Here is a 19,652-nt window from a genome sequence, read left to right on the forward strand (position 1 = left end):
TAAGATCACGGGACTTATTGCGGACTCTTCGGTTGACTGAATCTGACGGCGGTAACGTATTTTTGATTTTGCCAACAACCTAACTGTTGGGAAGATTCAATTCATATTTAATCCAATCAATGAAAACCGCCATGTCTTTATTTCTTTCAGGTAACTCAATCGAAAGAATTACATAATCAGCAAGAGTTGTTTTAAATCCATATGGAGCTACGAGCAATCCTTGCTCAATGTCATCTCTGACCATAGGTTCGGGCCCGATTGCCATTCCGAAACCTGTTGTTGCAGCTTGAAGACTGAAATAAAAATGATCGAAATATTTTTCAGAACTAATATCCGGTGAATCAGTAGAAATTTGTTTCCAATCAGACCACGCTTGTGGACGAGTTCGTGTGTGCAGAATGTCTTGTGGTGTATTTTTGTGTTTTGCCCAGTATGCAGGACTGCACACCGGAGCAATCCGTTCTTTCCCTAGAACAGTAGAATGATAATGAGAAGGCCAAGCAAAATCTGACCTCCTTATCGCCAGATGTACCCCTTCCGAGGTGAGGTCAATCGGACCTCCTCCTGTAGATAGATGTATGTCAATTTCGGGGTCAATGGACCTGAATTTATCTAGTTTTGGCATTAGCCAACGCATGGCAAGTGATGGTTCACATGATACTGAAAGTCTGCGCATAGATTCTTTTTGACGAATCGCTTCACTTTTCTTTTCAAGCTGCTGAAAAATATCTTCTACAATCTGAGCTAGGTCCCTTCCTTTTCCAGTAAGGTACAGCCCTCTATTACGTCTTTCAAAAAGATCAAACCCATAATATTCTTCAAGTTGCTTTACAGCCCGACTTACAGCTCCATGGGTCAAGTTCAACTCATGAGCCGCCTTGGTAAAACTGGAATATCTAGCTGCTGAGCGGAAACTGATAAGTGGCTTTAATGGAGGAATATTTTTCATAACCATTTGTGATAAAAACTCACGGATAATATGATTTCTTTTCGATTTTAATCTTAATGTATCTGCTTTATATCAACAGCTAACCAAAGTCTACTGAGGAGGTAGCTGTGAGTATATTTGAATCAAATCTTTTGCTGATTGGAACTATCGCCGTTCTGGCAGTTGTGAGTCCGGGGCCTGACTTTGCCATTATTTTCAGAAATGGTTTGCGGTATGGTCGTAGGGTGGGGCTAGTAACTGCGCTTGGTATAGCATCCGGTGTCGTAGTCCACACAACCTATGCTTTGCTTGGGCTAAGTTATATAGTTGCAGAGTATGTCTGGGTGTTGGAATTCGTGCGGTATGCAGGAGCTGGATATTTGATATGGCTAGGAGTTTCTGCTTTCAAACCACCCAAAAAACAAGAAGGCAATAATGCTGAAGATGGTCCGGTTTTGTTGTCACTTGGAACATCATTCCGCCAAGGTTTTTTTTGTAATGTACTGAACCCAAAAACAATGCTTTTTTTCATAGCTCTGTTTACACAAGTTATAACACCGAGCACCTCACTAGGTTTAAAAATTGGAATAGGAGCTTTTATATCTTTAATTCATCTGATCTGGTTTATGTTCGTTGTATTCGTGGTTACAAATAATAATACCCAAAAATTAGTTAAGAATTGGCGTAATGTACTTGAGAAGGTTGTAGGAGTCTGCTTGCTTGGGCTGGGCGCAAAATTGGCTTTAGATGTCTAATAATTCCTGAATCAGGATAACGGAGAAAATATGACAAAACATGATGCAATTAATTTTGAACAGAAATTTTCAAAATTCAGCGACCATTGGTCCCCTAGAGTTATAGCAAAAATGAACAACTATCAGTTCAAAGTTGCTAAAATAAAAGGGGAATTTGTTTGGCACGACCATAAAGATACGGACGAAGTTTTCATTGTAATTTCAGGTCAGATGGAGATCGAGTTTCGTGATGGTAAGGTAGAAATCAAATCCGGTGAAATGTTTGTGGTCAATAAGGGAGTTGAACATAAACCATTTGCAGAAGAAGAATGTCAGATTCTTATTATCGAACCTAAAGGAGTCATCAATACAGGAGAGGCTGAAAGCAACCTGACCGCTGAGAATGACATATGGATTTAAATTGAAATCCTGAAAGATATCTTCAGCCAAGGATGGCTTTTTAGGAATAATTCAAACTATATCATACAAACAATCGCAACATCACTTACCCACCCCCGTTGGCATTACTTATTGGCAGCACCCAAAAAACCGCAAATAAACGCAGAAAAGGGTTAACTCTGAAAATGAGTTAACCCTTAACCTTATCAATTCAACCAGTGGGAATCCCGTGGGAACCACACCAGTAAGCCAACCCGAATGTACGATTTTTTACCCGTCCCCCGGAACGATAACTCCGTAAGATACTAAGGTTTCTAGCACTTTCGCGAGGAGCAGACCGGCTACGTTGATAATCTTATTTTTATATGATGTCATGCCCATAGGAATTGTCTATGGAGCACAGCCATGTGCCGTCTTGAGTTTTGTTGAAAACGTATACCGCCTTGCGTTCAGTCTCAGGCAAATTAGGAGCAGAAACAATTGTGTTGGCAAGTACCAGAGCCGTATCTCCGGATTCAAGAATATTCATTCCATTCTGCTTAACCTGAAGTCCGTTTGTAAAGTATTTGGCAATTGCTTCAAAAGCTTTGCGGATAGCCTCTCTGCCTTGGACTGTTCTGCCGGGTTCAATCACAAGTACTGCGTTTTCGGTGTAGATATTAACCAAGGTGTCAAAATCTTCTGCAACTATTGCCTTATCAGCTTTTTCTATCTGGATTTCAACTGGATGTTTTTCCAATTTTTTTCTCCTATAGTTATAGTGTATTTTGTTTTAATTGTAGCCAGAAATGGAGTGAGGTTCCCAAACAACAGCAGCTCACTGAACCAGTGTCTCAATCGGCAGCCCGACGATGTTGATCAGCGATTTTTTACCCATCTCCCGGAACGATAACTCCGTAAGATACTAAGTTTTCTAGCACTTTTGCTAGGGGGAGACCAATAACGTTGATCATTGATTTGACCTGTAATTGTTAAGATTATAGGACTTATTCATTTCATGTGGGGAGTTGTGTGGGAGTGTGCGATGCTGGACGGACTATTCAAATTGATCATAGTTGCGCATCATCATTGAGCTTTTCTTCAAAGTTTTGACCGCCATAGTAGATGCTGAGAATGACAACATTTTCGTCCATAATAGCGAACGCAATAATTGTACGTTTTTTGAAATGAGTAATTCTCAGGCCGGGGCGGATGTCTTCACGTAATGTTCCTCGTTGCGGAAAAGATTTTAACTCTTCGCAATGTTTGATAATGGCATCTGTAAATTCTTTTGCAGTTTCGGATGATGCGGCTTTGGCAACATATCGGTATAATCCGACAAGCTGCTCTTCTGCTTCCGGTGAGAAAATTACTGAGTAGGACATCTGAATTTTATGACCTACGCTTCATGTTCTTCAGATAATTTTGCCCGAACCTGATCAAGGCTTCTGCCACGGGATTTATCTTCCTTCATAACGTCGTAAACAGGTGCCACCTGTTGTCTAAGCCACTCCTCAACAGCACGGTCGCGTGCCAGCAAAGCCCTTAGTCCATCGCGAATAACTTCGCTTTCAGATGCATATTCGCCTTTGGCAACTTTTTCTTTTACCAACTGCGCCATTTCATGGGGCAGCGTAATGCTCATCTGTTTTGTTGATCTCATATTGTCCTCCAGTGATGTGTAGGATTTAATCCTACTCATATTTATAAGACCGTGCAACTGTGTTGGCAAGTTGGATTGTGGAGGTCTTGCCTATCAAATCCGGCTTTCTTAGCCTGTTCGGTCACATCAATAAAGTTACCGTCTTTCAGAGCCTGCTTTCTGGTATACGAATAGATCATTTGAAATAGTGGATCGCAATAAATGACCATCATGATTCTCCTTCAAATTTTGGTGGTAAAATTTGGAGGGTATCCTGTGAGGGTGGGGATGGTCACGGGGGAGATTTTAAATCATTTTGCTACTAAACAGCAATTGACATAGTTGGTGCTTTTATATCAGCTATATTGCATAGTTCTTTAAAAAATGTTTTTAAATTAATTTTATTGGGGTGTTGAAATGACAGAGACGGAATCTGAAAAGATTGTGGAATTGAGCCATGAAATTGCGAGTAAGATTAAAAAGGACAAGGTTGATCTTTATAGAGCTAAAGAACATGTCCCAAGTCTTATATCTCTGTATTCTATACCATTGGCAGATTCGTTATCGATGATAGATGGATTTGGGTTAAAGGTGTACAATGGTGCTATTTCTATTAATCATCAGCAAATGGCAGCATGCATCCTTCGTGAAGTACTTTACAGTAGTGGTTTTGATGTAAAGGCATTTGTTGAAGAAGTCTCGGTCCCAAGAAGTGGAGGTGTCACATATCGATTACTTCTAAACTCACTTATTTATTCTGAATTAGATCTAGATGAATCAGTATCAGTAATGCCATTGAAGAAAATGCGTGATGCTGGGGTTGTCAGTGATCACTTTATTGACGAGGTTCGGTCTGAATTACATGGTGTAATGGAAATAATTGATAATTACGCTGTTTTGGAAATTAGGCAGAGTGTTCCCAATTTGGTTGTCCAGACATTAGAGGGAGTGGAGATTGGTGTTGGCAAAACTATAGGACGTGTGATTGAAGATAAGTGTTTGTTTTTCAAGCAGATGTTTTCTTTGACCAATAGTAATGCGATTGTTCCATTAGTCGGTTGGTTTACTTATGATGAAAAACGATTGAATAGTATTTGCCCACATAAACCTAAATTATATCAAGATCAGCAGTCAATGTACCCCGTAGCTGAAAAAGTTGACTGGGAACAGATAGTTAGCCTTTTTCCAAATAAAGAAGCAATCTATCAAATAGATAAGTTGCGAAGCGTGATTGAGAGAATCTATTTGGCTCAAAGTAATGATCGCCTTGAAAGTAAATGGCTTGACCTGTCAATAGTACTTGAGATGCTTTGTGTCGAAGGATCGGGAGACAATACATACAAAGTTTCCAATCATATGGCTTGGTTTTTAGGGAAATCTCCTGAACAAAAAAATGAGATAAGAAAACAGGTAAAGGATTTCTACGGCATTAGAAGTAATATAATTCACACAGGTAGAAAATCAGCTAAGAAAAAAGAAAAGAGTATAGATTATTATAATCAAATATATAATGAAAACTTATCATTAATTCAAAAAGCAATAATACAAATTATTTCTCTTGGAGGGGTCCCAGATTGGACTCTGTTTAGCGATTGTAATTGTTGTTTGGAAGAGTACACCGAGTACAATAGAATAAATAAAAACAATTGATTGTTTCGGTCTGCACATCTTGTGGGAATCCCGTGGGAACCACAGCAGTAAACCACCCCGAATGTACGATTTTTTACCCATCCCCCGGAATGATAACTCCGTAAGATACTAAGGTTTCTATCACTTTCGCCAAGGGCAGACCAACCACGTTGGTGTATGATCCGCAGATACCTTTTACCAGAAAGGCTCCCTGACCCTGAATGGCGTATGCTCCGGCTTTGTCGTCCGGTTCCCCGGTGGCGGCGTAAGCGCGGACTGCCGCTTCGTTGAAATCAATGAATTCTACTTCCGTTGATACCGCGTAACTTGTCTTTTCTCCTTCGGGGGAGATCAGGGCACATCCGCTGATTACTTTGTGGTTTCGACCGCATAGGGATTTTACCATTCGGTATGCATCTTCGCGGTCAACTGGTTTTCCGAGAATATCGTTATCGCGAACAACGATTGTGTCCGAGCCCAGCACATAGTTTCCGGGATTATTGGCAGCGACGTTTTCGGCTTTAAGTTCCGCCATTTTAATTGCGTAGTCCTCGGGGTCCTGTCCGTGAAGGGGGGCGGGTTCGTCGCATGTTGCTGGTTTGATTTCAAATTTAAGTCCGGCGGAATGCAGCAGGTCTTTGCGGCGCGGAGAGCCTGAGCCAAGTATCAGCGGTTTAACGGTTCTGTATATGCTCATTTTATTCCTTGCAGATATTTTTAATTGTGAAGAGATCATCGGCAGGGCCGAATCATCCTTTTGATAGTTTGAAACAGCTCAAATGTGAATGATGATTTGAATTCATATGTTATTTTTTGTACGCTTTGGTTGCCCTTTTCTATTTCTGGATGTAATAATTCATAAAATTTAGAATTAGGAGAAATCAATGAAGGTATGCATCTGGGGCGCACGAGGGTCCCTGTCTGCCACGTTCAATGCTGAAAGGGCAAGAGCTAAAGTCAAAGCCGCGCTTGAGATAGCTGTTGAAAAGGGTATCGATTCAACAACGAATCTTGATGATTTTATTGACAATGAACTTCCTTTTCCTGTCCGAGCTTCCTACGGGACCAACACTCCTTGTATCCAAGTGGAAGGACAGGGGGATGATTACATTATCTGCGACTGTGGAACCGGACTGCGAGATCTCGGCAATAAGATCATGGCCGAAAGGCATGGAGCTCCGGGCGCACATTTTCATATTTTCATGTCTCATCTGCATTGGGACCACATTCAGGGTTTCCCGTTTTTTGTTCCGGCCTATATACCCGGCAACAGAATTTCCTTTTATGGGGGACATCCAAATATAAAAAATGTTCTTGAAACCCAGCAGAGTGAACCATGCTTCCCGGTTCATTTTGAAAATCTATCAGCGGAAATTGATTTCACTCGTTTGAAAAGCGGTCAGAAAATTGAAGTGGCCGGAGTCAGCATCGAAGTCAAGGCGCAGTATCATCCGGGCGGATCATTCGGTTATCGTTTTGAAAAAGACGGCAAGTCCGCTGTCTATTCAACTGATTGCGAGCATAAAAGCGCCACGGCCCTCACAGATAAAGGATTTGTAAAGTTCTTCAATGAGGCTGACCTTTTGATAATGGATGCCCAGTATTCCTTTGCCGAAGCGAATTCCATCAAGGAGGACTGGGGGCATTCCAATAATATTATCGCGGTTGAACTTTCCGGCATGGCCAAGGTTAAAACTCTCTGCCTGTTCCATCAGGAGCCTGTGCTGGATGATTTTCAATTGCAGAAATTTTTGGAAGATACGAACGAATTTTCTCAGCTTGCCGAATTCAGGCCTGAAAATATAATCATGGCGCAGGATGGCTTGTGTATTGATCTTTAATAGGCAGGATCTTAATGTGATTTTAGAACACCTCCCGTAAGCGGGGGGTGTTTTTTTTTGTACTTGGCGTTGCTGTCTTTTTTTTGACTATATTTTTCTTTGTTCTGTACATGGGTCAAATTATGACAGATTAACCCCTGAAATAAGCTCCTTATCGGCGATTGGCATTACCCTTGCTTTAAAGTCAGAGAAGAATCATGGCACAGCCCGAACTACTCTGAATACGGAGCACGGTATGAAATTCGATGATCTGAAAAATGAACTTGACCTGATGGAATTTAATTCAGGGGACGCGGATACTTCCGGCATGAACGGCTGGGCTGTTCCATGGTCCGACCTGATGATGGTTATGTTCGTGCTGTTTGTAGTTCTGTTTATTTACAGCCAGTCCAAAGAAAATATTAAAGTTATTTTCGAGGGTAACGCCCAGTCACAGGTGGCGGTCAACCCTACTGACGAACTTATAGAGATGATATCATTCCACCGTGAGGCCATGTCCAGTTCCGCAAGGGTGATTATGAGTCCTGAAGACGTGCTTTACCGTAGCGATGACGGCGCGGTCAGCATGAGAGAGGAAAACGGTGAGCTTAAAATAGTCATGCGCGGAAGTGCCTTCTTCGCTCCCGGCAGGAGCAGCCTTGAGCCAAAGACCCGTCAATATCTTGCTGAAGTTGCAGATGTTCTTAAAACCAGCAATCACGCCATTCATATAGTCGGTCATACAGATGATTCAGATGCTGCAAGAGCCGGCAAGGATTCCCTTTTTGAACTTTCCGCGACACGGGCAGCACGGGTTGCCGCCTATCTGATAAATCAAAAAGCAATCGATCCGGTCCGCATCATTGTCAGCGGGCGTGGCGGGTCTGCCCCGGAATTACCTGATGATATGGGTAAAGTAGAGGGCAACAACCGCAGGGTCGAAATTGTAGTTATCAATACTGATGTCAAATCCCAGTAAGGAGGTCTCTAATGAATAAGAAAAATTTAATCGGTGTCGTAGTGGCAGCTGCAATTTTCGCAGGCAGCTTTTGGCTCAGCGGAGGCATTGCTCTTTACTGGAATACGGCAGCTCTGGCCATTGTGCTTTCAGGTCTGGCTGTGGCTGTGCTTCTCAGCTATCCTGTTGAGCAGATACGCGAATCTTTCAGGATTGTTCAGGATGCGTATTCAACCCGGCTGGCAACGCACGAGGAAATAGTTGAAACTCTGCTGGATCTGAGTGTGCGGTCTAAAATGGACGGTATGCTTTCCCTTGAAAAAGCCGGGGAAAAAACAACCAGCTCCTTCCTGCGCAACGCGCTTATGCTTTTAGTGGATAATTTTGACGAATCCGAAATCAAGGATTGCCTTAAAACTGAAATGTCATTCTTCAATATGCGCCGCAGTGAATCCGAAAGGGTTTTTCAGTCCATGGCCCGCTTTGCGCCCGCTTTCGGTGTGGCCGGTTCTGTAATCGGACTTATCGGTCTGCTGATGGGCATTGATAATCCGGCGATGATTCTCAAGCACATCCCGGTTGCTTTTATCTCGACTCTATACGGAGTAATATTCAGTAACATGATTTTTGCGCCCATGGCTGAAACCGTTCGTTGCCGGACCCGCAACGAGCTGATCAACCAGAAAATGATCCTCGACGGTGTGATCGCCATCAAAAAGGAACAGAATCCTTATAAGCTGGAAAGAAAGCTTGGAGCTTTCCTTGATGCCGATGATCGTGAGGAAAAGGCTGAAGCCCTTAGAAATATCACCCGTAAGTACATTAAGATGCGCAGGGACGAGAAGCAGTCCAAGGATAAGATCCTGCACGAAGTCCCTTTGGTTAAGGCCAAGGCCTCCTAAACGCGGTGAAATAGATCTCCAAGACATAGCTGAATACCTGACCCGGTACGGCGCCTTTTGTTAGGGCAGTCCGTACCGGGCTTTTTCTTGTCCGTTTTTTGACAGGAATCGGCGCACAAAAGCTGATCATGGTCATTTATTTATTTTTATTAATAGATTAGAATTACGCTTAGTTTGGCGTGGAATAGTTTAAATTTACATAGCAGGGGATAGTTATAATGGGACTTGTTCTTGCCGTGGATATCGGCGGTACAAACAGCAGATTTGCCGCATTTGAATCCGGTCCGGGCCGCAAGCTTATCATGAAGGAAACAGTCTGGCTTTCCAGTGTGGAGGCGCAAAGTTTTGATCACCTGATGGAAATGCTTGCTGAAAGTGATTTTTCGTATGTTCCCGCTGATTTTGAGGTGACGGTTATCGCCGTTGCCGGGCCGGTTGTGGGCGGCGTTTACTGCAATGTCACCAACGTGGATTGGGATGTAGATTTTCGGGACGGTTATAAAAAATATGGTTTTCAGGCAGCAGTGCTGATTAATGATTTTGTTGCTCAGGCCTATGCCTGCCGTACTCCGGCGGTGGAATGCTGCCGGGTAATTCATGAGGCTCAAGTTTCACCTACCGGAACGGTGGGAGTGATCGGGGCCGGAACAGGCTTGGGACATTGCGCGCTGGTTCCGGTGCCGGTATCCGAGCTTGGTTATGTGCCGGTGCCTTCCGAGGCCGGGCATATCTCTTTTCCCTGCCAGACTGCTGATGAGCTTGATTTCTGCAAATTCGTCATGGACAAACGCAAAATAAGTTACTGTTGCGGTGACGAGGTTCTCACCGGGCGCGGACTGAACATCCTTCATCTCTATCTGACCGGAGAAGATCTGGAGCCGCGCATGGTCGCCGAAAAGATGAAGCAGGGCGGTACTACTCTTGATTGGTATGCCCGTTTTATGGCCCGTTGCTGCCGCAACTATGCCATTTCTATCTGTGCTACAGGCGGACTTTATATCGCCGGTGGTATTGTCGCCAAGAATCCTTTCGTGGTTGAACAGCCTGTGTTTTTAGAAGAATTTCTCGATTCCAGCTCTATGGGTGAGTACCTGAAACAAATTCCGGTGTTCCTGAACGACAATCAGGAAAGCGGGCTTTATGGAGCGGCTCTACGGGGAGTTTTGCATATTTAAGGAGGACTCGTGTCCGAATTTGATTATGACCTAGGCATTATAGGCGGAGGAGCGGCAGGGCTGACTATCGCTGCCGGAGCCGCTCAGCTGGGCGTGAAAGTGCTGCTGATTGATAAAGCGGACAAGCTGGGTGGAGATTGCCTGCATTACGGCTGCGTGCCCAGCAAAACCCTGATCCGCAGCGCACGGGTGCGACATTTAATGGGCCGGGCAGGTGATTTCGGGTTGCCGGAAGTTAATCTGCCTCCGGTTGATTATTCCCGTATCACGGAGCGCATAAGCGGGGTCATAGAGGAAATTCAAGTCCATGATTCCGTGGAGCGGTTTAATTCTCTCGGTGTTGAGGTCCGATTCGGGCAGGCCTGTTTTGTTGATCCTCATTGTGTCTCATTGGGCGGGGATAAGCTCTCAGCCCGTTCATGGGTAGTGGCTACCGGTTCTTCTCCTTTTGTCCCGCCGATAAAAGGATTAGCGGAAACTCCTTATTTAACCAATGTGGATGTCTTTTCCCTCACCGAACTCCCGGAGTCGTTGATCGTCCTCGGCGGAGGCCCTATTGCCGTTGAAATGGCCCAGTCGTTTCAGAGGCTGGGGACTGACGTGACTGTTATCCAGCGCAGCAATCAGATTTTGAGCCGGGAAGATGATGATATGGCCGGATACGTCATGCAGGGCATGGTTGATGACGGGGTGCGTTTTATTCTCGGGTCGACAATTGATAAGGTGCAAAAAATCACCGGCGGAATTGAGGTCTGTCTGGAGTCAGGAGGAAGGGATTTAAGCGTTAAAGGTTCGCAGCTTCTGGTCGCCATGGGCCGCAGGTCCAATGTGGCCGGGCTGGGGCTTGAGGATATAGGTGTTGAGTTTGAGCGCGGCTCTGTCGCGGTGGATGCGAGAATGCGCACTTCCGTTCCGAATGTCTTTGCCGCCGGAGATGTGACCGGTAAATATCTTTTTACTCACGCTGCCGGATACGAGGGCGGTATCGTGGTTTCCAATGCTGTTTTCCATCTTCCGCGCAAGGCTGATTACAAATGGTTGCCGTGGTGTACCTACACCGATCCTGAGCTGGCGAGTGTGGGAATTAATGAGAAAGCGGCGCAGCAGGCAGGGCTGGAATACCGGACGGTAATTGAGGATTTCTCTGCCAGTGACCGTGCTCTGGCCGAAGGGGAGGGGCGCGGTCGTATTAAGCTGCTGCTAAGTAAGAGAGGAAAGCCGCTGGGCTGTCAGATTGCGGCGGTTCATGCCGGGGAATTGCTTTCCGAATGGGTGGCCGCTGTAAACGGAAAAGTCGGGCTGGCAACCCTTGCCGGAGCTGTTCATCCTTATCCCACTTTATCGGAAATGAATAAGAAAGTTGCCGGAACATTGCTTGGCGAAAAGCTTTTTTCGGATCGCGTGCGCAAAATTTTAAGGCTGTTATTTTCCTATCGGGGGTAGCTTAAGGCTACCCCCTTTTATACGGAGTTTTGTCTGATATTTTACTGCTCTCTATCACGTATAAGTTGATCGAAAATAATTCTGGCATTCTGAGCTTCTTCAGAGGTTGCTATTTTCTTTTCCCGCGCTTCTGCAGCGGCATCTAAAAGAATCTTTAGTTCATTATTCAGGCTTTCTGTCTTTCTTCGGTCTACCGCAGAACTGTTCATTGATGCGTTCAGCGCCTGATAGCGAATAGCCTTTCTTAGTTTATAGACTTTTTCGTTAGCTTCACGTTCGGCCTCAGCTGCTTCCACTGCAATATCCTTGAGATTCTCGAAACGGGCTAAAGCTATGCCTTCATCTGACCATGGATCAATATCGGGCAAGTCTTCAATGTTAATGACCGGGTCCACGTAGTCCTTTTGATGTGCCAGATCCAATGAGGCTGCTCTGATTGCTGACATCATCAGCAGTATAGTGATTACAAGCAGCGGCAGACCGCCTACGATCGCCGCTGTTTGAAGTGTGGAGAGACCGCCCATGAACATCAGAATGGACGGCATCAGGGAAAGGGCAAAAGCCCAGAATAATCTGTTCCAGCGATATGGCTCCTCCCCCACATCCGATTGTACAACCGAGGCCAGAATGTATGAAATGGAGTCAAACGTCGTGGCAGTGAATATAAGACATAAAATCGTGAATGCGGCAATAACCAGGGAACTAAGTGGTAATTCTTCAAGAATGCTGAAAATCGCCTCATTAGGGCCTTGGGTATTTAATATACCGACTACATCCAGAGTCCCTGAAAGCTGAAGAGAAAGGCCGTAATTACCCAGAACCATGAAGAAGAGAAAGCATCCCATGGACCCGAAGAATATCGAGCCGGCGACCATTTGCTTGATTGTTCTTCCTCTTGAGATTCGGGCAACGAAAAGGCCCATGCTCGGTGCGAAAACAAGCCACCATGCCCAATAAAAGATAGTCCAATGCTGTGGAAAATGGGTATCACTAAAATTGCCCAATCCACCAAAAGGCTCAGTCCAGGTTCCCATAATAAAAAAATTATTTAGCATACGTCCCAAGGAATCCAATCCAGTTTCGAGCATAAAAACTGTCGGTCCGCAGACAAGAATGAAGGCCAATAATCCGAGGGCACCCCAGAAGTTTATATTACTTAGAACCTTAATTCCCTTTTCCATGCCTGAGTATGCCGAGTAAGCGAACAGGGCGGTGCATGCCAGCAGTATGCCCAGTTGGATAGGCATAGTTTTGGGCAGGCCGAATAAGTTGTGCAGTCCTTCTCCTATTAAAGGGGCCGCAAGACCTAGAGTAGTAGCTCCGCCGCCGAGAAGTCCGAAAACGAAAAGTATATCGATGGCCTTGCCTATCCATCCTTTACTTCTGGCTTCCCCTAGTACCGGCATCAATGCGCTGGAAACTTTGAGGGCGGGCTGCTTTCTCACATAGTAAAAGTAGGCGATGGGTATGGCAGGAACAAGATAAATACTCCATGCAATCGGGCCCCAGTGAAATATGCCGTAAGTCGCAGCCCATCTAACGGCCTCAGTACTTCCCGGTTCCAGTTGAAAGGGTGGGTTTTGTATATAATAGGCCCATTCAATAGTTGCCCAGTACAATATACTGGCGCCGATCCCGCCGCAAAACAGCATGGCCGCCCATGACCCTGTCTTAAACTCCGGCTCTTCATCCTGATCCCCCAGCTTGATCTGGCCTATATCGGAAAAGACGATGTAAACCATGAAAAAAAAGGAGGACATGCCTATAGCCAGGTATAGTATGCCGAGCTTGTCAGTCATAAAGCTTTTCGCAATTTCAACCCATTTTGCACCTTCCGCAGGATAAAATAAAAGAGGGAAAACAACACTTAAAAGTAGGGCTAGGGCTCCGAAGAATGTCGGCTTGTCTATGCGTTCAAAAGGCAGTTTCATTACAACTCCTGAAATTTGGATGGGCTTAGGGACTGCTTATTTTAAAAAGATCAAGATTTTAGCAGGATATCAGAAAAAATTAAACCCGTTAAATATGAAAAAAAGCAGGTGAAACAAAAGCGGAATTTTATCCAGCCCGAAAACTTAATAAAATATACCTTTTTGTCTGCGGATATTTTATTCAGTCTAAATGGACTGCGTCTGAGTACATTGCGTGAGGTATTCGTTTGATGTATTGTATAGCTTACCTTTTTAGATTGGAAAAAACTGTAATTTATAATTAAATAAAATTAATATTATTTTGAAATATTTAAGAATAATGGCAATGACAATATTCGTTGCGGGGATGCTGATGTTAGCAGTATCTTCGCGAGCCGGCAGGTATTACCTTGTCTCGCTGAATTACGAACCTTATTCCTATTCCCGGAACGGAACCTACACGGGATATGATGTTGAAATTTTAAAAGAATGCTTCCGGCGCATGGGAGATGATCTGGAAATTGATCTCGTTCCGTGGAAGCGCGCTTTGAGTATGGGAATGACCGGAAATTCCGATGGGGTTTTTGGGATATTTAAGCTTCCTGAGCGAGCTGAAAAAATGTTTTTCAGTGATCCGGTACGGGCTGAAGAAATTTCTTTTTTTGTACGTGATGATTCAACTCTGGTGTTTGACGGAGATTTAAATCAGCTTAAAAATAGTACTTTCGGGACCGTAAGCGGCTACAGCTACGGCGATGAAGTTGATTCTTTTCTTAAGAATGCAATTCCGAAGTCTCATGTGGAGGTGGGTGTTTCCCCGGAAATGAATTTAGTGAAGCTTATTAAGGGCCGATTTGATATTTATATTGGTGACACTCTTTCAACTCTAAGCAGTATTCATAAAATGGGGCTTGAGGGATTAATCCGCAGACTTAAACCTTCGATCAATACCAGTGATGTTCATGTTGCTTTTTCCCGTAAGCTTAAACTGGGACGGGTGCGTGACAGGTTTAATGATGCTCTTGAATCAATGCGTTTGGATGGAACTCTTGAGCGGATTAAGATGAAGTATTTTCATGAACAGTCGAAGGATAAAAAAGTAAATGCAGTGGAATAAATTACTCAGCAAACAGAGAATCGGAAAAGAACAATCCAACTACATAGATAAGGACCGCAGCGAATTTCAGCGCGATTTTGACCGCATTATCTTCTCTTCAGCCTTCCGGAGATTGCAGGATAAAACTCAGGTCTTCCCGCTTTCCCGCAGTGATTATGTACGTACCCGCCTGACTCACAGCCTTGAGACTTCGTCCGTAGGTCGTTCTCTCGGGAATATGGTCGGCAGCAGGCTGGTTGAAAAGTACAGCGATCTTGATTTAATTCCCTCTGAACCGGGAACAGTGGTGGCCACGGCTTGCCTGGCTCACGATATAGGCAATCCACCTTTCGGGCATTCCGGCGAAGATGTAATACGGGACTGGTTCCAGACTTCCGAGACCGGTTCAAAGCTTTGTTCTATGATTGATGAAGGGCAGCGCTCTGATTTTATCTGGTTTGAAGGCAATGCGCAGGGATTGCGTAATATTCTGGCGTTGCAGCGTCCCTACAGCAAAGGCGGTATGCAGCTTACCTGCGCAACTTTGGCCGCTTTTACCAAATATCCATATGTCTCCGGGCACATTAAGGACAAGAAGAAGTTCGGAATTTTTGCCAGTGAGGCTGAAATCTATGCCGAAGTTGCCGGGTATCTGGGGCTGACCGAACTGGAAGATAATAAATGGGCACGGCATCCTTTCGCGTATCTTGTCGAGGCTGCCGACGACATATGTTATCACGTAATTGATATTGAAGACGGTCACCGCCTCGATTTGATTTCTTTTGATGAGCTGCGCACTATCTTTTTGGATATTCTGGAGAATAAACCGGCTATCAAAGACCGTGTGGACCGTATTCCCGGTAAAAAAGAACAGGTGGAATATCTGCGAGCCTGCACCATCAATGGGCTGGTGGAGAGTTGTAGCGAGGTCTTTTTTGCCTACGAGCAGGAAATTCTGGATGGGAAATTCAATTCCAGCCTGACCGAGGAAATATGTAAAGCGGCAGAATTCAGCAAGCTTAAAAAAGTAGCAATCGAAAAAGTATATAACTCTACCGAAGTGATAGAGACCGAAGCCGCCGCGTATGAAGTCCTCTGGAAGATTCTCGATTTTCTGGGGCAGATTGTCATAGAGCTTCACAGTAACGGGATGCTGGGCGCCAAGTGCATGAAGTCCGTAAAACTGTTGCCGGAGCTGTATGCCCCCTCTGCCGAGGCCACCGTGTACGAGAATACGCAGAAGATTGTGGATTATGTCTCAGGTATGACCGATACTTTCGCAGTTCGGACATTCAATAAGATTTCGGGCATCTCGCTTTTGCGGCGCTAGGCTTAATATCGATTTCAATAAATGAAAAACGCCGCAGTCTTATGGATTGCGGCGTTTTTTTGTTAGTGCATGTAACCAGGGACAATTGGTGGTTACTTTAAAATTATTTAGTCCTGATTCTTAAAATTGCTTCTAATGATTTTCGCTCTTCTTCTTTTTTTATATCGTTAATGTATTCATCTGTCTGGTAAGGACTAAAGTTATTTCTATATAAGTAAGAGTCTATTTTCTCAATTTCTGAGGCACACTCTTTTTCTCCGTTCTTAACAATAAGAGTAGGATCAATTATTCCATCATCCAGTTTAAGACTGCTTTTTACTATGCATTTTGCATAATTATGCCGTAATTGGGTAATATGTTGCTCCTCTTGAGAATCTAATGAAGTAATACTTCTATAGGATTTGCCACCACATCCAGTCAGAGAAATAACGATCAGCAACAGCGATAAAAAGGTGAGTTTGCGCATGTAGTCTCCTTGTGATTAAAATTGACTTTGCAAATAATGTTAATTTGGAGGTAAAGTCAAGTTTTATATAGATTTTTCGTAGTATCTACTGCAGCAAGTGCTTATCCAGAAACCGCTCCATGGCTTCATAAAAATCGAAGCGGTTTTCCTGATTCTGGAAACCGTGGCCTTCATTCTTTTTAACCATGTATTCTACAGCGACTCCGCGGTCACGCAGGGCTTTGACTATCTGGTCCGATTCGGCTTTTTTTACTCGCGGATCGTTGGCTCCCTGAGCGACAAAGAGCGGTGATTTTATCTTGTCCGCATGAAATACCGGGGAAACCTTGCGCAGCAGTTTGTAGTCGCGGACCGGATCGCCCACCTTGATGTAGAATTCTTGTTTTTCATTTTCCCAGTACGGAGGGAGGCTTTCCAGCAGGGTAAACAGATTGGACGGGCCGACATAATCGATTCCGCATGCGTATAAATCAGGGGTAAAGGTCAGACCCGCAAGGGTGGCGTATCCTCCGTAGGAAGCACCGTAAATGGCTACACGGTCAGGATCGGCAATTCCCTTTCTAATCAGCCAGTTGACGGCATCGGTAATGTCGTTCTGCATATTCAGACCCCACTGCTTGAAGCCTTTCTCCCAGAATTCGCGCCCGTATCCGGTGGAACCTCTGAAATTCACCTGCATAACCGCAATTCCGCGGTTGGTCAGGAACTGCACTTCGGGGTTAAACCCCCAGTGGTCGCGTGCCCACGGTCCACCGTGAGGGTTGATCAATACCGGCAGGTTCTCCGCTTTCTCACCCTTCGGCAGGCTCAGGTATCCGTGCAGGGTCAGTCCGTCGCGAGAAGTAAAGGATACGGGCTTCATCTCGGCCATCTGTTCCTCATCAAGCCACGGACTTACATCGGCAATCTTTTTCAGTGTCTTGCTTTCCATATCATAAATATATCCGGCCCCGAGGCTGCGGTCCGAGTAGGTTCGGACGATGCCTTTGGTCTCAGCCCGGTTGGTGGAAGTCAGGACTACTTCATATCCGGGCAGCATTTTTTCAAGATCATTTTGAATTTCTTCGCGGTGTTCATCAAAAAAGACATAATGGTGCTTGTCAGTATAGAATCCTGCTCCGGTAATTAATTTGCGCTTTTTGGAATAAAGCAACTGGTCTACGTCTACATCGGGGTGCTCGAATACAAGCTGTTCCAGTTCTTTTGATTTTGGGTTGAAGAGGTATACGGCCATTTTGTCGCGGCCAAGATTGGTGCTGACGTAAAATTTTTCGTTGTCGAAATCAAAGACCAGCGGCTCGAATGAGGTTCTGAAGTCCATGGTCAGTATGGGGCGAAACAGGGCTTGCGAATCCTCCCGGTACAGAATTACGTTCTGCCCGTTGCGGTTGGCGATAGCAACACGCACGGTCCCGTTATGGTCGGTGATCCAGCCGGTTACATCGCCGGGATTACGTGCTTCTAATTTAAGCTCACCGTTTGCGACGTTCAGTTTATAGACATCGAAAACTCTGGGATCGTCCCTGTTCATAGTAATCAGGATGTTGTCTTCATCATCCTCAAGATCATCCAGTAGATTGGTTCGGGTATTTTCAAAGGGAGTTAGGTCTACTTCTCCGCTTCCATCAATGGCGGCAGCGAAGGTGTGGACGTTTTCATCTCCTCCTGAATCCTGACCGAAAACGATTCGTTCATTTCCAATCCATAAATATCCGTAGATATCGCGCTTGGTTGTGCCGGTAACTCTGGTGGTTTTTCCGCTGGCAAGATCTTCGACAAATACATTGAGCCTGTCTTTCCATGGGGCCAGCCATGCTATTTTATTACCGTCCGGTGATATGGTAAATCCAGCGGCTACAGGGTTTTTAAAGAAGTCACGCAGCGGAATCTGGCCCGTTTTGGCGGCCGGTTTCGTTTTTTGGATAACAGGTGCGGGAGCATGAGTAGAGCAGGCCGTCATTCCCAGCAGAACGGTAGTGGAAAATAAGGCAAGAATAAGGATGCGTAGTGTTTTCATTTGTTACTCGGCTTTTTTTGCAGATTCAGGATGAGTGTATATGGTTCCGGGGCCGTATTTTTTGGATTCTTTTAAGGCTAGATCGACTTTTTTGAGCAGTGTCTCGGCTGTTTCATCCACTTCGCACATGGCTATCCCTGTGTTTAACAGCAAGGAGGTGTTTTTCAGACTTTTGCTCAGCGAAATAAGTTTGTTTATTTTTTCGGTAAGACTTTTGGCATTCTTTACCGATGTATGCGGGGCAAGAATTATGAATTTATCCCCGCCGACACGGAAAAAACTGTCCGGACGCCTTAAGTTTTTGCGTACTAAACGGGCGAAACCTGCCAGAATCTTATCCCCGACTTTCTGTCCCAGCTTGCGATTGATGGTTTTGAAGTCGTGAATATCCATTTTTATCAGAGCGAGATCGGAGCCGTACCGTGTGGCGGTGGCAACGGCTTTTTCCGATTCCTCGTAAAATTTCATTCTGCCCGGCAGATTGGTCAAAGTATCACGTTCGGCAAGTTTTTTAATGGTGGATTTGTTTAGCTCTTTTTCTCTGGCGCAGCGGAGCAGTTCGTCTCGCATAGGTGCATCCACAAGAGTGTATTGCAGTACCACCAGGATACAAATCAGGAAGATAATAGCATATTCATATTTAATCAGATTCACGTGCCGGCTATAAAAAATTTTGTTGATGTCAGAGGATACCATCTCTACTGCTGCCGCCAGTCGGCGCATATTTTTATTAATAGCTTCGGGAGATTCTGTTTTCACCGTTTTAAGAAAATCTGAGGCTGTTGAAAATAGTCCTGATTTTTCGGAGTTCAATAGTTTTGAAAAACGGTTGTCAGCAGGATAGCTTTGCAGCTTATTCATAATGTCGTCGAAAACACGTGCGGATGAATCAGTTCCCCTGCCTTTGGGAGCGGTAAGCATTTCCACGGCTGTATTTTGCAGCCCGTTTATAAGCTCCAGTGTATTCGTGCAATTTTTGCGTTCAATGATCAGGGTGTGAAAAATGTAAAGTGATGTCAGGGACAGTATTAAAATAATGGGTAGGCTGATTTTGTATCGCAGCCGGGCGTAATTTTGAAATTTCATAAATTATGGCCTTAATTTTATGGTGTTTAATTTTTACTTCCTAACCAATTCTTTTAACTCCGGCGCAATCTTATGTAAAACCAAAAAATTGAAATTGCGGAAGTTTGGTGCTGGATTTTTATGCTGAAAAAAGGTGTT

Annotated in this window: 19 protein-coding genes; 10 read left to right on the forward strand and 9 right to left on the reverse strand. The window is 44.6% G+C overall.

Annotated features, from left to right (window positions below):
• Positions 1–79: 79 nt before the first annotated feature.
• Complete coding sequence (locus ACKU35_RS11060) at positions 80–955, reverse strand: LysR substrate-binding domain-containing protein (RefSeq protein ID WP_319759275.1); 876 nt, start codon at positions 953–955, stop codon at positions 80–82.
• A gap of 101 nt (positions 956–1,056) precedes the next feature.
• On the opposite strand from ACKU35_RS11060, the gene ACKU35_RS11065 reads away from it, so the two are divergent.
• Together ACKU35_RS11065 and ACKU35_RS11070 are read left to right on the forward strand one after the other, a co-directional pair.
• Positions 1,057–1,683, forward strand: coding sequence for a LysE family translocator (locus ACKU35_RS11065; protein ID WP_319759276.1), 627 nt, complete (start codon positions 1,057–1,059; stop codon positions 1,681–1,683).
• 30 nt (positions 1,684–1,713) lie between these two features.
• Positions 1,714–2,082, forward strand: coding sequence for a cupin domain-containing protein (locus ACKU35_RS11070; RefSeq protein ID WP_319759277.1), 369 nt, complete (start codon positions 1,714–1,716; stop codon positions 2,080–2,082).
• 340 nt (positions 2,083–2,422) lie between these two features.
• Here the strand turns inward: ACKU35_RS11070 and ACKU35_RS11075 are convergent, their stop codons facing one another.
• The 3 genes from ACKU35_RS11075 to ACKU35_RS11085 all read right to left on the reverse strand — a co-directional run bounded on the left by ACKU35_RS11075 (position 2,423) and on the right by ACKU35_RS11085 (position 3,703).
• A complete protein-coding gene (locus ACKU35_RS11075) occupies positions 2,423–2,800 on the reverse strand; it encodes an SgcJ/EcaC family oxidoreductase (RefSeq protein WP_319759278.1) in 378 nt (125 codons plus the stop codon).
• 310 nt (positions 2,801–3,110) lie between these two features.
• Entirely contained in the window at positions 3,111–3,425 is a 315-nt protein-coding gene (locus ACKU35_RS11080) for a type II toxin-antitoxin system RelE/ParE family toxin (RefSeq protein WP_319759279.1), read from the reverse strand.
• Positions 3,426–3,439: 14 nt separating this feature from the next.
• A complete protein-coding gene (locus ACKU35_RS11085; protein WP_319759280.1) occupies positions 3,440–3,703 on the reverse strand; it encodes a type II toxin-antitoxin system ParD family antitoxin in 264 nt (87 codons plus the stop codon).
• A gap of 396 nt (positions 3,704–4,099) precedes the next feature.
• Here ACKU35_RS11085 and ACKU35_RS11090 point away from each other — a divergent pair, with 396 nt between their 5' ends.
• Complete coding sequence (locus tag ACKU35_RS11090) at positions 4,100–5,332, forward strand: HEPN domain-containing protein (protein ID WP_319759281.1); 1,233 nt, start codon at positions 4,100–4,102, stop codon at positions 5,330–5,332.
• Between the two features lie 73 nt (positions 5,333–5,405).
• Here ACKU35_RS11090 and ACKU35_RS11095 read toward each other — a convergent pair whose 3' ends face one another.
• Positions 5,406–6,008: a Maf family protein gene (locus ACKU35_RS11095; RefSeq protein WP_319759282.1), complete on the reverse strand. Its 603-nt coding sequence runs from the start codon at positions 6,006–6,008 to the stop codon at positions 5,406–5,408.
• Between the two features lie 187 nt (positions 6,009–6,195).
• On the opposite strand from ACKU35_RS11095, the gene ACKU35_RS11100 reads away from it, so the two are divergent.
• From ACKU35_RS11100 to ACKU35_RS11120, 5 genes are all read left to right on the forward strand, one after another.
• Positions 6,196–7,152 (forward strand): MBL fold metallo-hydrolase, encoded by a 957-nt coding sequence (locus ACKU35_RS11100; protein ID WP_319759283.1) that lies wholly within the window; start codon positions 6,196–6,198, stop codon positions 7,150–7,152.
• A 235-nt stretch (positions 7,153–7,387) separates the two neighbouring features.
• Positions 7,388–8,110 carry an OmpA family protein gene (locus tag ACKU35_RS11105; RefSeq protein WP_319759284.1) on the forward strand — a complete coding sequence of 241 codons (723 nt, stop codon included), beginning with the start codon at positions 7,388–7,390 and terminating at the stop codon, positions 8,108–8,110.
• An 11-nt stretch (positions 8,111–8,121) separates the two neighbouring features.
• Positions 8,122–8,991, forward strand: a complete 870-nt coding sequence (locus tag ACKU35_RS11110; RefSeq protein WP_319759285.1) for a MotA/TolQ/ExbB proton channel family protein — start codon at positions 8,122–8,124, stop codon at positions 8,989–8,991.
• Between the two features lie 218 nt (positions 8,992–9,209).
• Complete coding sequence (locus ACKU35_RS11115; RefSeq protein ID WP_319759286.1) at positions 9,210–10,166, forward strand: glucokinase; 957 nt, start codon at positions 9,210–9,212, stop codon at positions 10,164–10,166.
• A 9-nt stretch (positions 10,167–10,175) separates the two neighbouring features.
• Positions 10,176–11,609: an FAD-dependent oxidoreductase gene (locus ACKU35_RS11120; RefSeq protein WP_319759287.1), complete on the forward strand. Its 1,434-nt coding sequence runs from the start codon at positions 10,176–10,178 to the stop codon at positions 11,607–11,609.
• Between the two features lie 41 nt (positions 11,610–11,650).
• Here ACKU35_RS11120 and ACKU35_RS11125 read toward each other — a convergent pair whose 3' ends face one another.
• Entirely contained in the window at positions 11,651–13,540 is a 1,890-nt protein-coding gene (locus tag ACKU35_RS11125; protein ID WP_319759288.1) for a BCCT family transporter, read from the reverse strand.
• 352 nt (positions 13,541–13,892) lie between these two features.
• Between ACKU35_RS11125 and ACKU35_RS11130 the strand changes: the two genes are divergently transcribed.
• A complete protein-coding gene (locus ACKU35_RS11130; protein WP_319759289.1) occupies positions 13,893–14,636 on the forward strand; it encodes a transporter substrate-binding domain-containing protein in 744 nt (247 codons plus the stop codon).
• Positions 14,623–15,945, forward strand: a complete 1,323-nt coding sequence (locus ACKU35_RS11135; RefSeq protein ID WP_319759290.1) for a deoxyguanosinetriphosphate triphosphohydrolase — start codon at positions 14,623–14,625, stop codon at positions 15,943–15,945. Before ACKU35_RS11130 ends, ACKU35_RS11135 begins: the two co-directional genes overlap by 14 nt.
• 103 nt (positions 15,946–16,048) lie before the next feature.
• Here the strand turns inward: ACKU35_RS11135 and ACKU35_RS11140 are convergent, their stop codons facing one another.
• From ACKU35_RS11140 to ACKU35_RS11150, 3 genes are all read right to left on the reverse strand, one after another.
• Positions 16,049–16,411: a hypothetical protein gene (locus ACKU35_RS11140; protein WP_319759291.1), complete on the reverse strand. Its 363-nt coding sequence runs from the start codon at positions 16,409–16,411 to the stop codon at positions 16,049–16,051.
• An 85-nt stretch (positions 16,412–16,496) separates the two neighbouring features.
• Positions 16,497–18,428, reverse strand: a complete 1,932-nt coding sequence (locus tag ACKU35_RS11145; protein WP_319759292.1) for a S9 family peptidase — start codon at positions 18,426–18,428, stop codon at positions 16,497–16,499.
• A gap of 3 nt (positions 18,429–18,431) precedes the next feature.
• Positions 18,432–19,514, reverse strand: coding sequence for a GGDEF domain-containing protein (locus tag ACKU35_RS11150; protein WP_319759293.1), 1,083 nt, complete (start codon positions 19,512–19,514; stop codon positions 18,432–18,434).
• Between the last annotated feature and the right edge of the window lie 138 nt (positions 19,515–19,652).

Origin of the sequence: Maridesulfovibrio sp., assembly GCF_963676065.1 — a bacterium.
Classification (GTDB): domain Bacteria; phylum Desulfobacterota; class Desulfovibrionia; order Desulfovibrionales; family Desulfovibrionaceae; genus Maridesulfovibrio.

Bases quoted from the DNA above. Each gene is read 5' to 3' on its own strand.
- ACKU35_RS11060 (WP_319759275.1), bottom strand. From the start codon at position 955: ATGGTTATGAAAAATATTCCTCCATTAAAGCCACTTATCAGTTTCCGC.
- ACKU35_RS11070 (WP_319759277.1), top strand. From the start codon at position 1,714: ATGACAAAACATGATGCAATTAATTTTGAACAGAAATTTTCAAAATTC.
- ACKU35_RS11080 (WP_319759279.1), bottom strand. From the start codon at position 3,425: ATGTCCTACTCAGTAATTTTCTCACCGGAAGCAGAAGAGCAGCTTGTC.
- ACKU35_RS11085 (WP_319759280.1), bottom strand. From the start codon at position 3,703: ATGAGATCAACAAAACAGATGAGCATTACGCTGCCCCATGAAATGGCG.
- ACKU35_RS11090 (WP_319759281.1), top strand. From the start codon at position 4,100: ATGACAGAGACGGAATCTGAAAAGATTGTGGAATTGAGCCATGAAATT.
- ACKU35_RS11095 (WP_319759282.1), bottom strand. From the start codon at position 6,008: ATGAGCATATACAGAACCGTTAAACCGCTGATACTTGGCTCAGGCTCT.
- ACKU35_RS11100 (WP_319759283.1), top strand. From the start codon at position 6,196: ATGAAGGTATGCATCTGGGGCGCACGAGGGTCCCTGTCTGCCACGTTC.
- ACKU35_RS11105 (WP_319759284.1), top strand. From the start codon at position 7,388: ATGAAATTCGATGATCTGAAAAATGAACTTGACCTGATGGAATTTAAT.
- ACKU35_RS11110 (WP_319759285.1), top strand. From the start codon at position 8,122: ATGAATAAGAAAAATTTAATCGGTGTCGTAGTGGCAGCTGCAATTTTC.
- ACKU35_RS11115 (WP_319759286.1), top strand. From the start codon at position 9,210: ATGGGACTTGTTCTTGCCGTGGATATCGGCGGTACAAACAGCAGATTT.
- ACKU35_RS11125 (WP_319759288.1), bottom strand. From the start codon at position 13,540: ATGAAACTGCCTTTTGAACGCATAGACAAGCCGACATTCTTCGGAGCC.
- ACKU35_RS11130 (WP_319759289.1), top strand. From the start codon at position 13,893: ATGTTAGCAGTATCTTCGCGAGCCGGCAGGTATTACCTTGTCTCGCTG.
- ACKU35_RS11135 (WP_319759290.1), top strand. From the start codon at position 14,623: ATGCAGTGGAATAAATTACTCAGCAAACAGAGAATCGGAAAAGAACAA.
- ACKU35_RS11140 (WP_319759291.1), bottom strand. From the start codon at position 16,411: ATGCGCAAACTCACCTTTTTATCGCTGTTGCTGATCGTTATTTCTCTG.
- ACKU35_RS11145 (WP_319759292.1), bottom strand. From the start codon at position 18,428: ATGAAAACACTACGCATCCTTATTCTTGCCTTATTTTCCACTACCGTT.
- ACKU35_RS11150 (WP_319759293.1), bottom strand. From the start codon at position 19,514: ATGAAATTTCAAAATTACGCCCGGCTGCGATACAAAATCAGCCTACCC.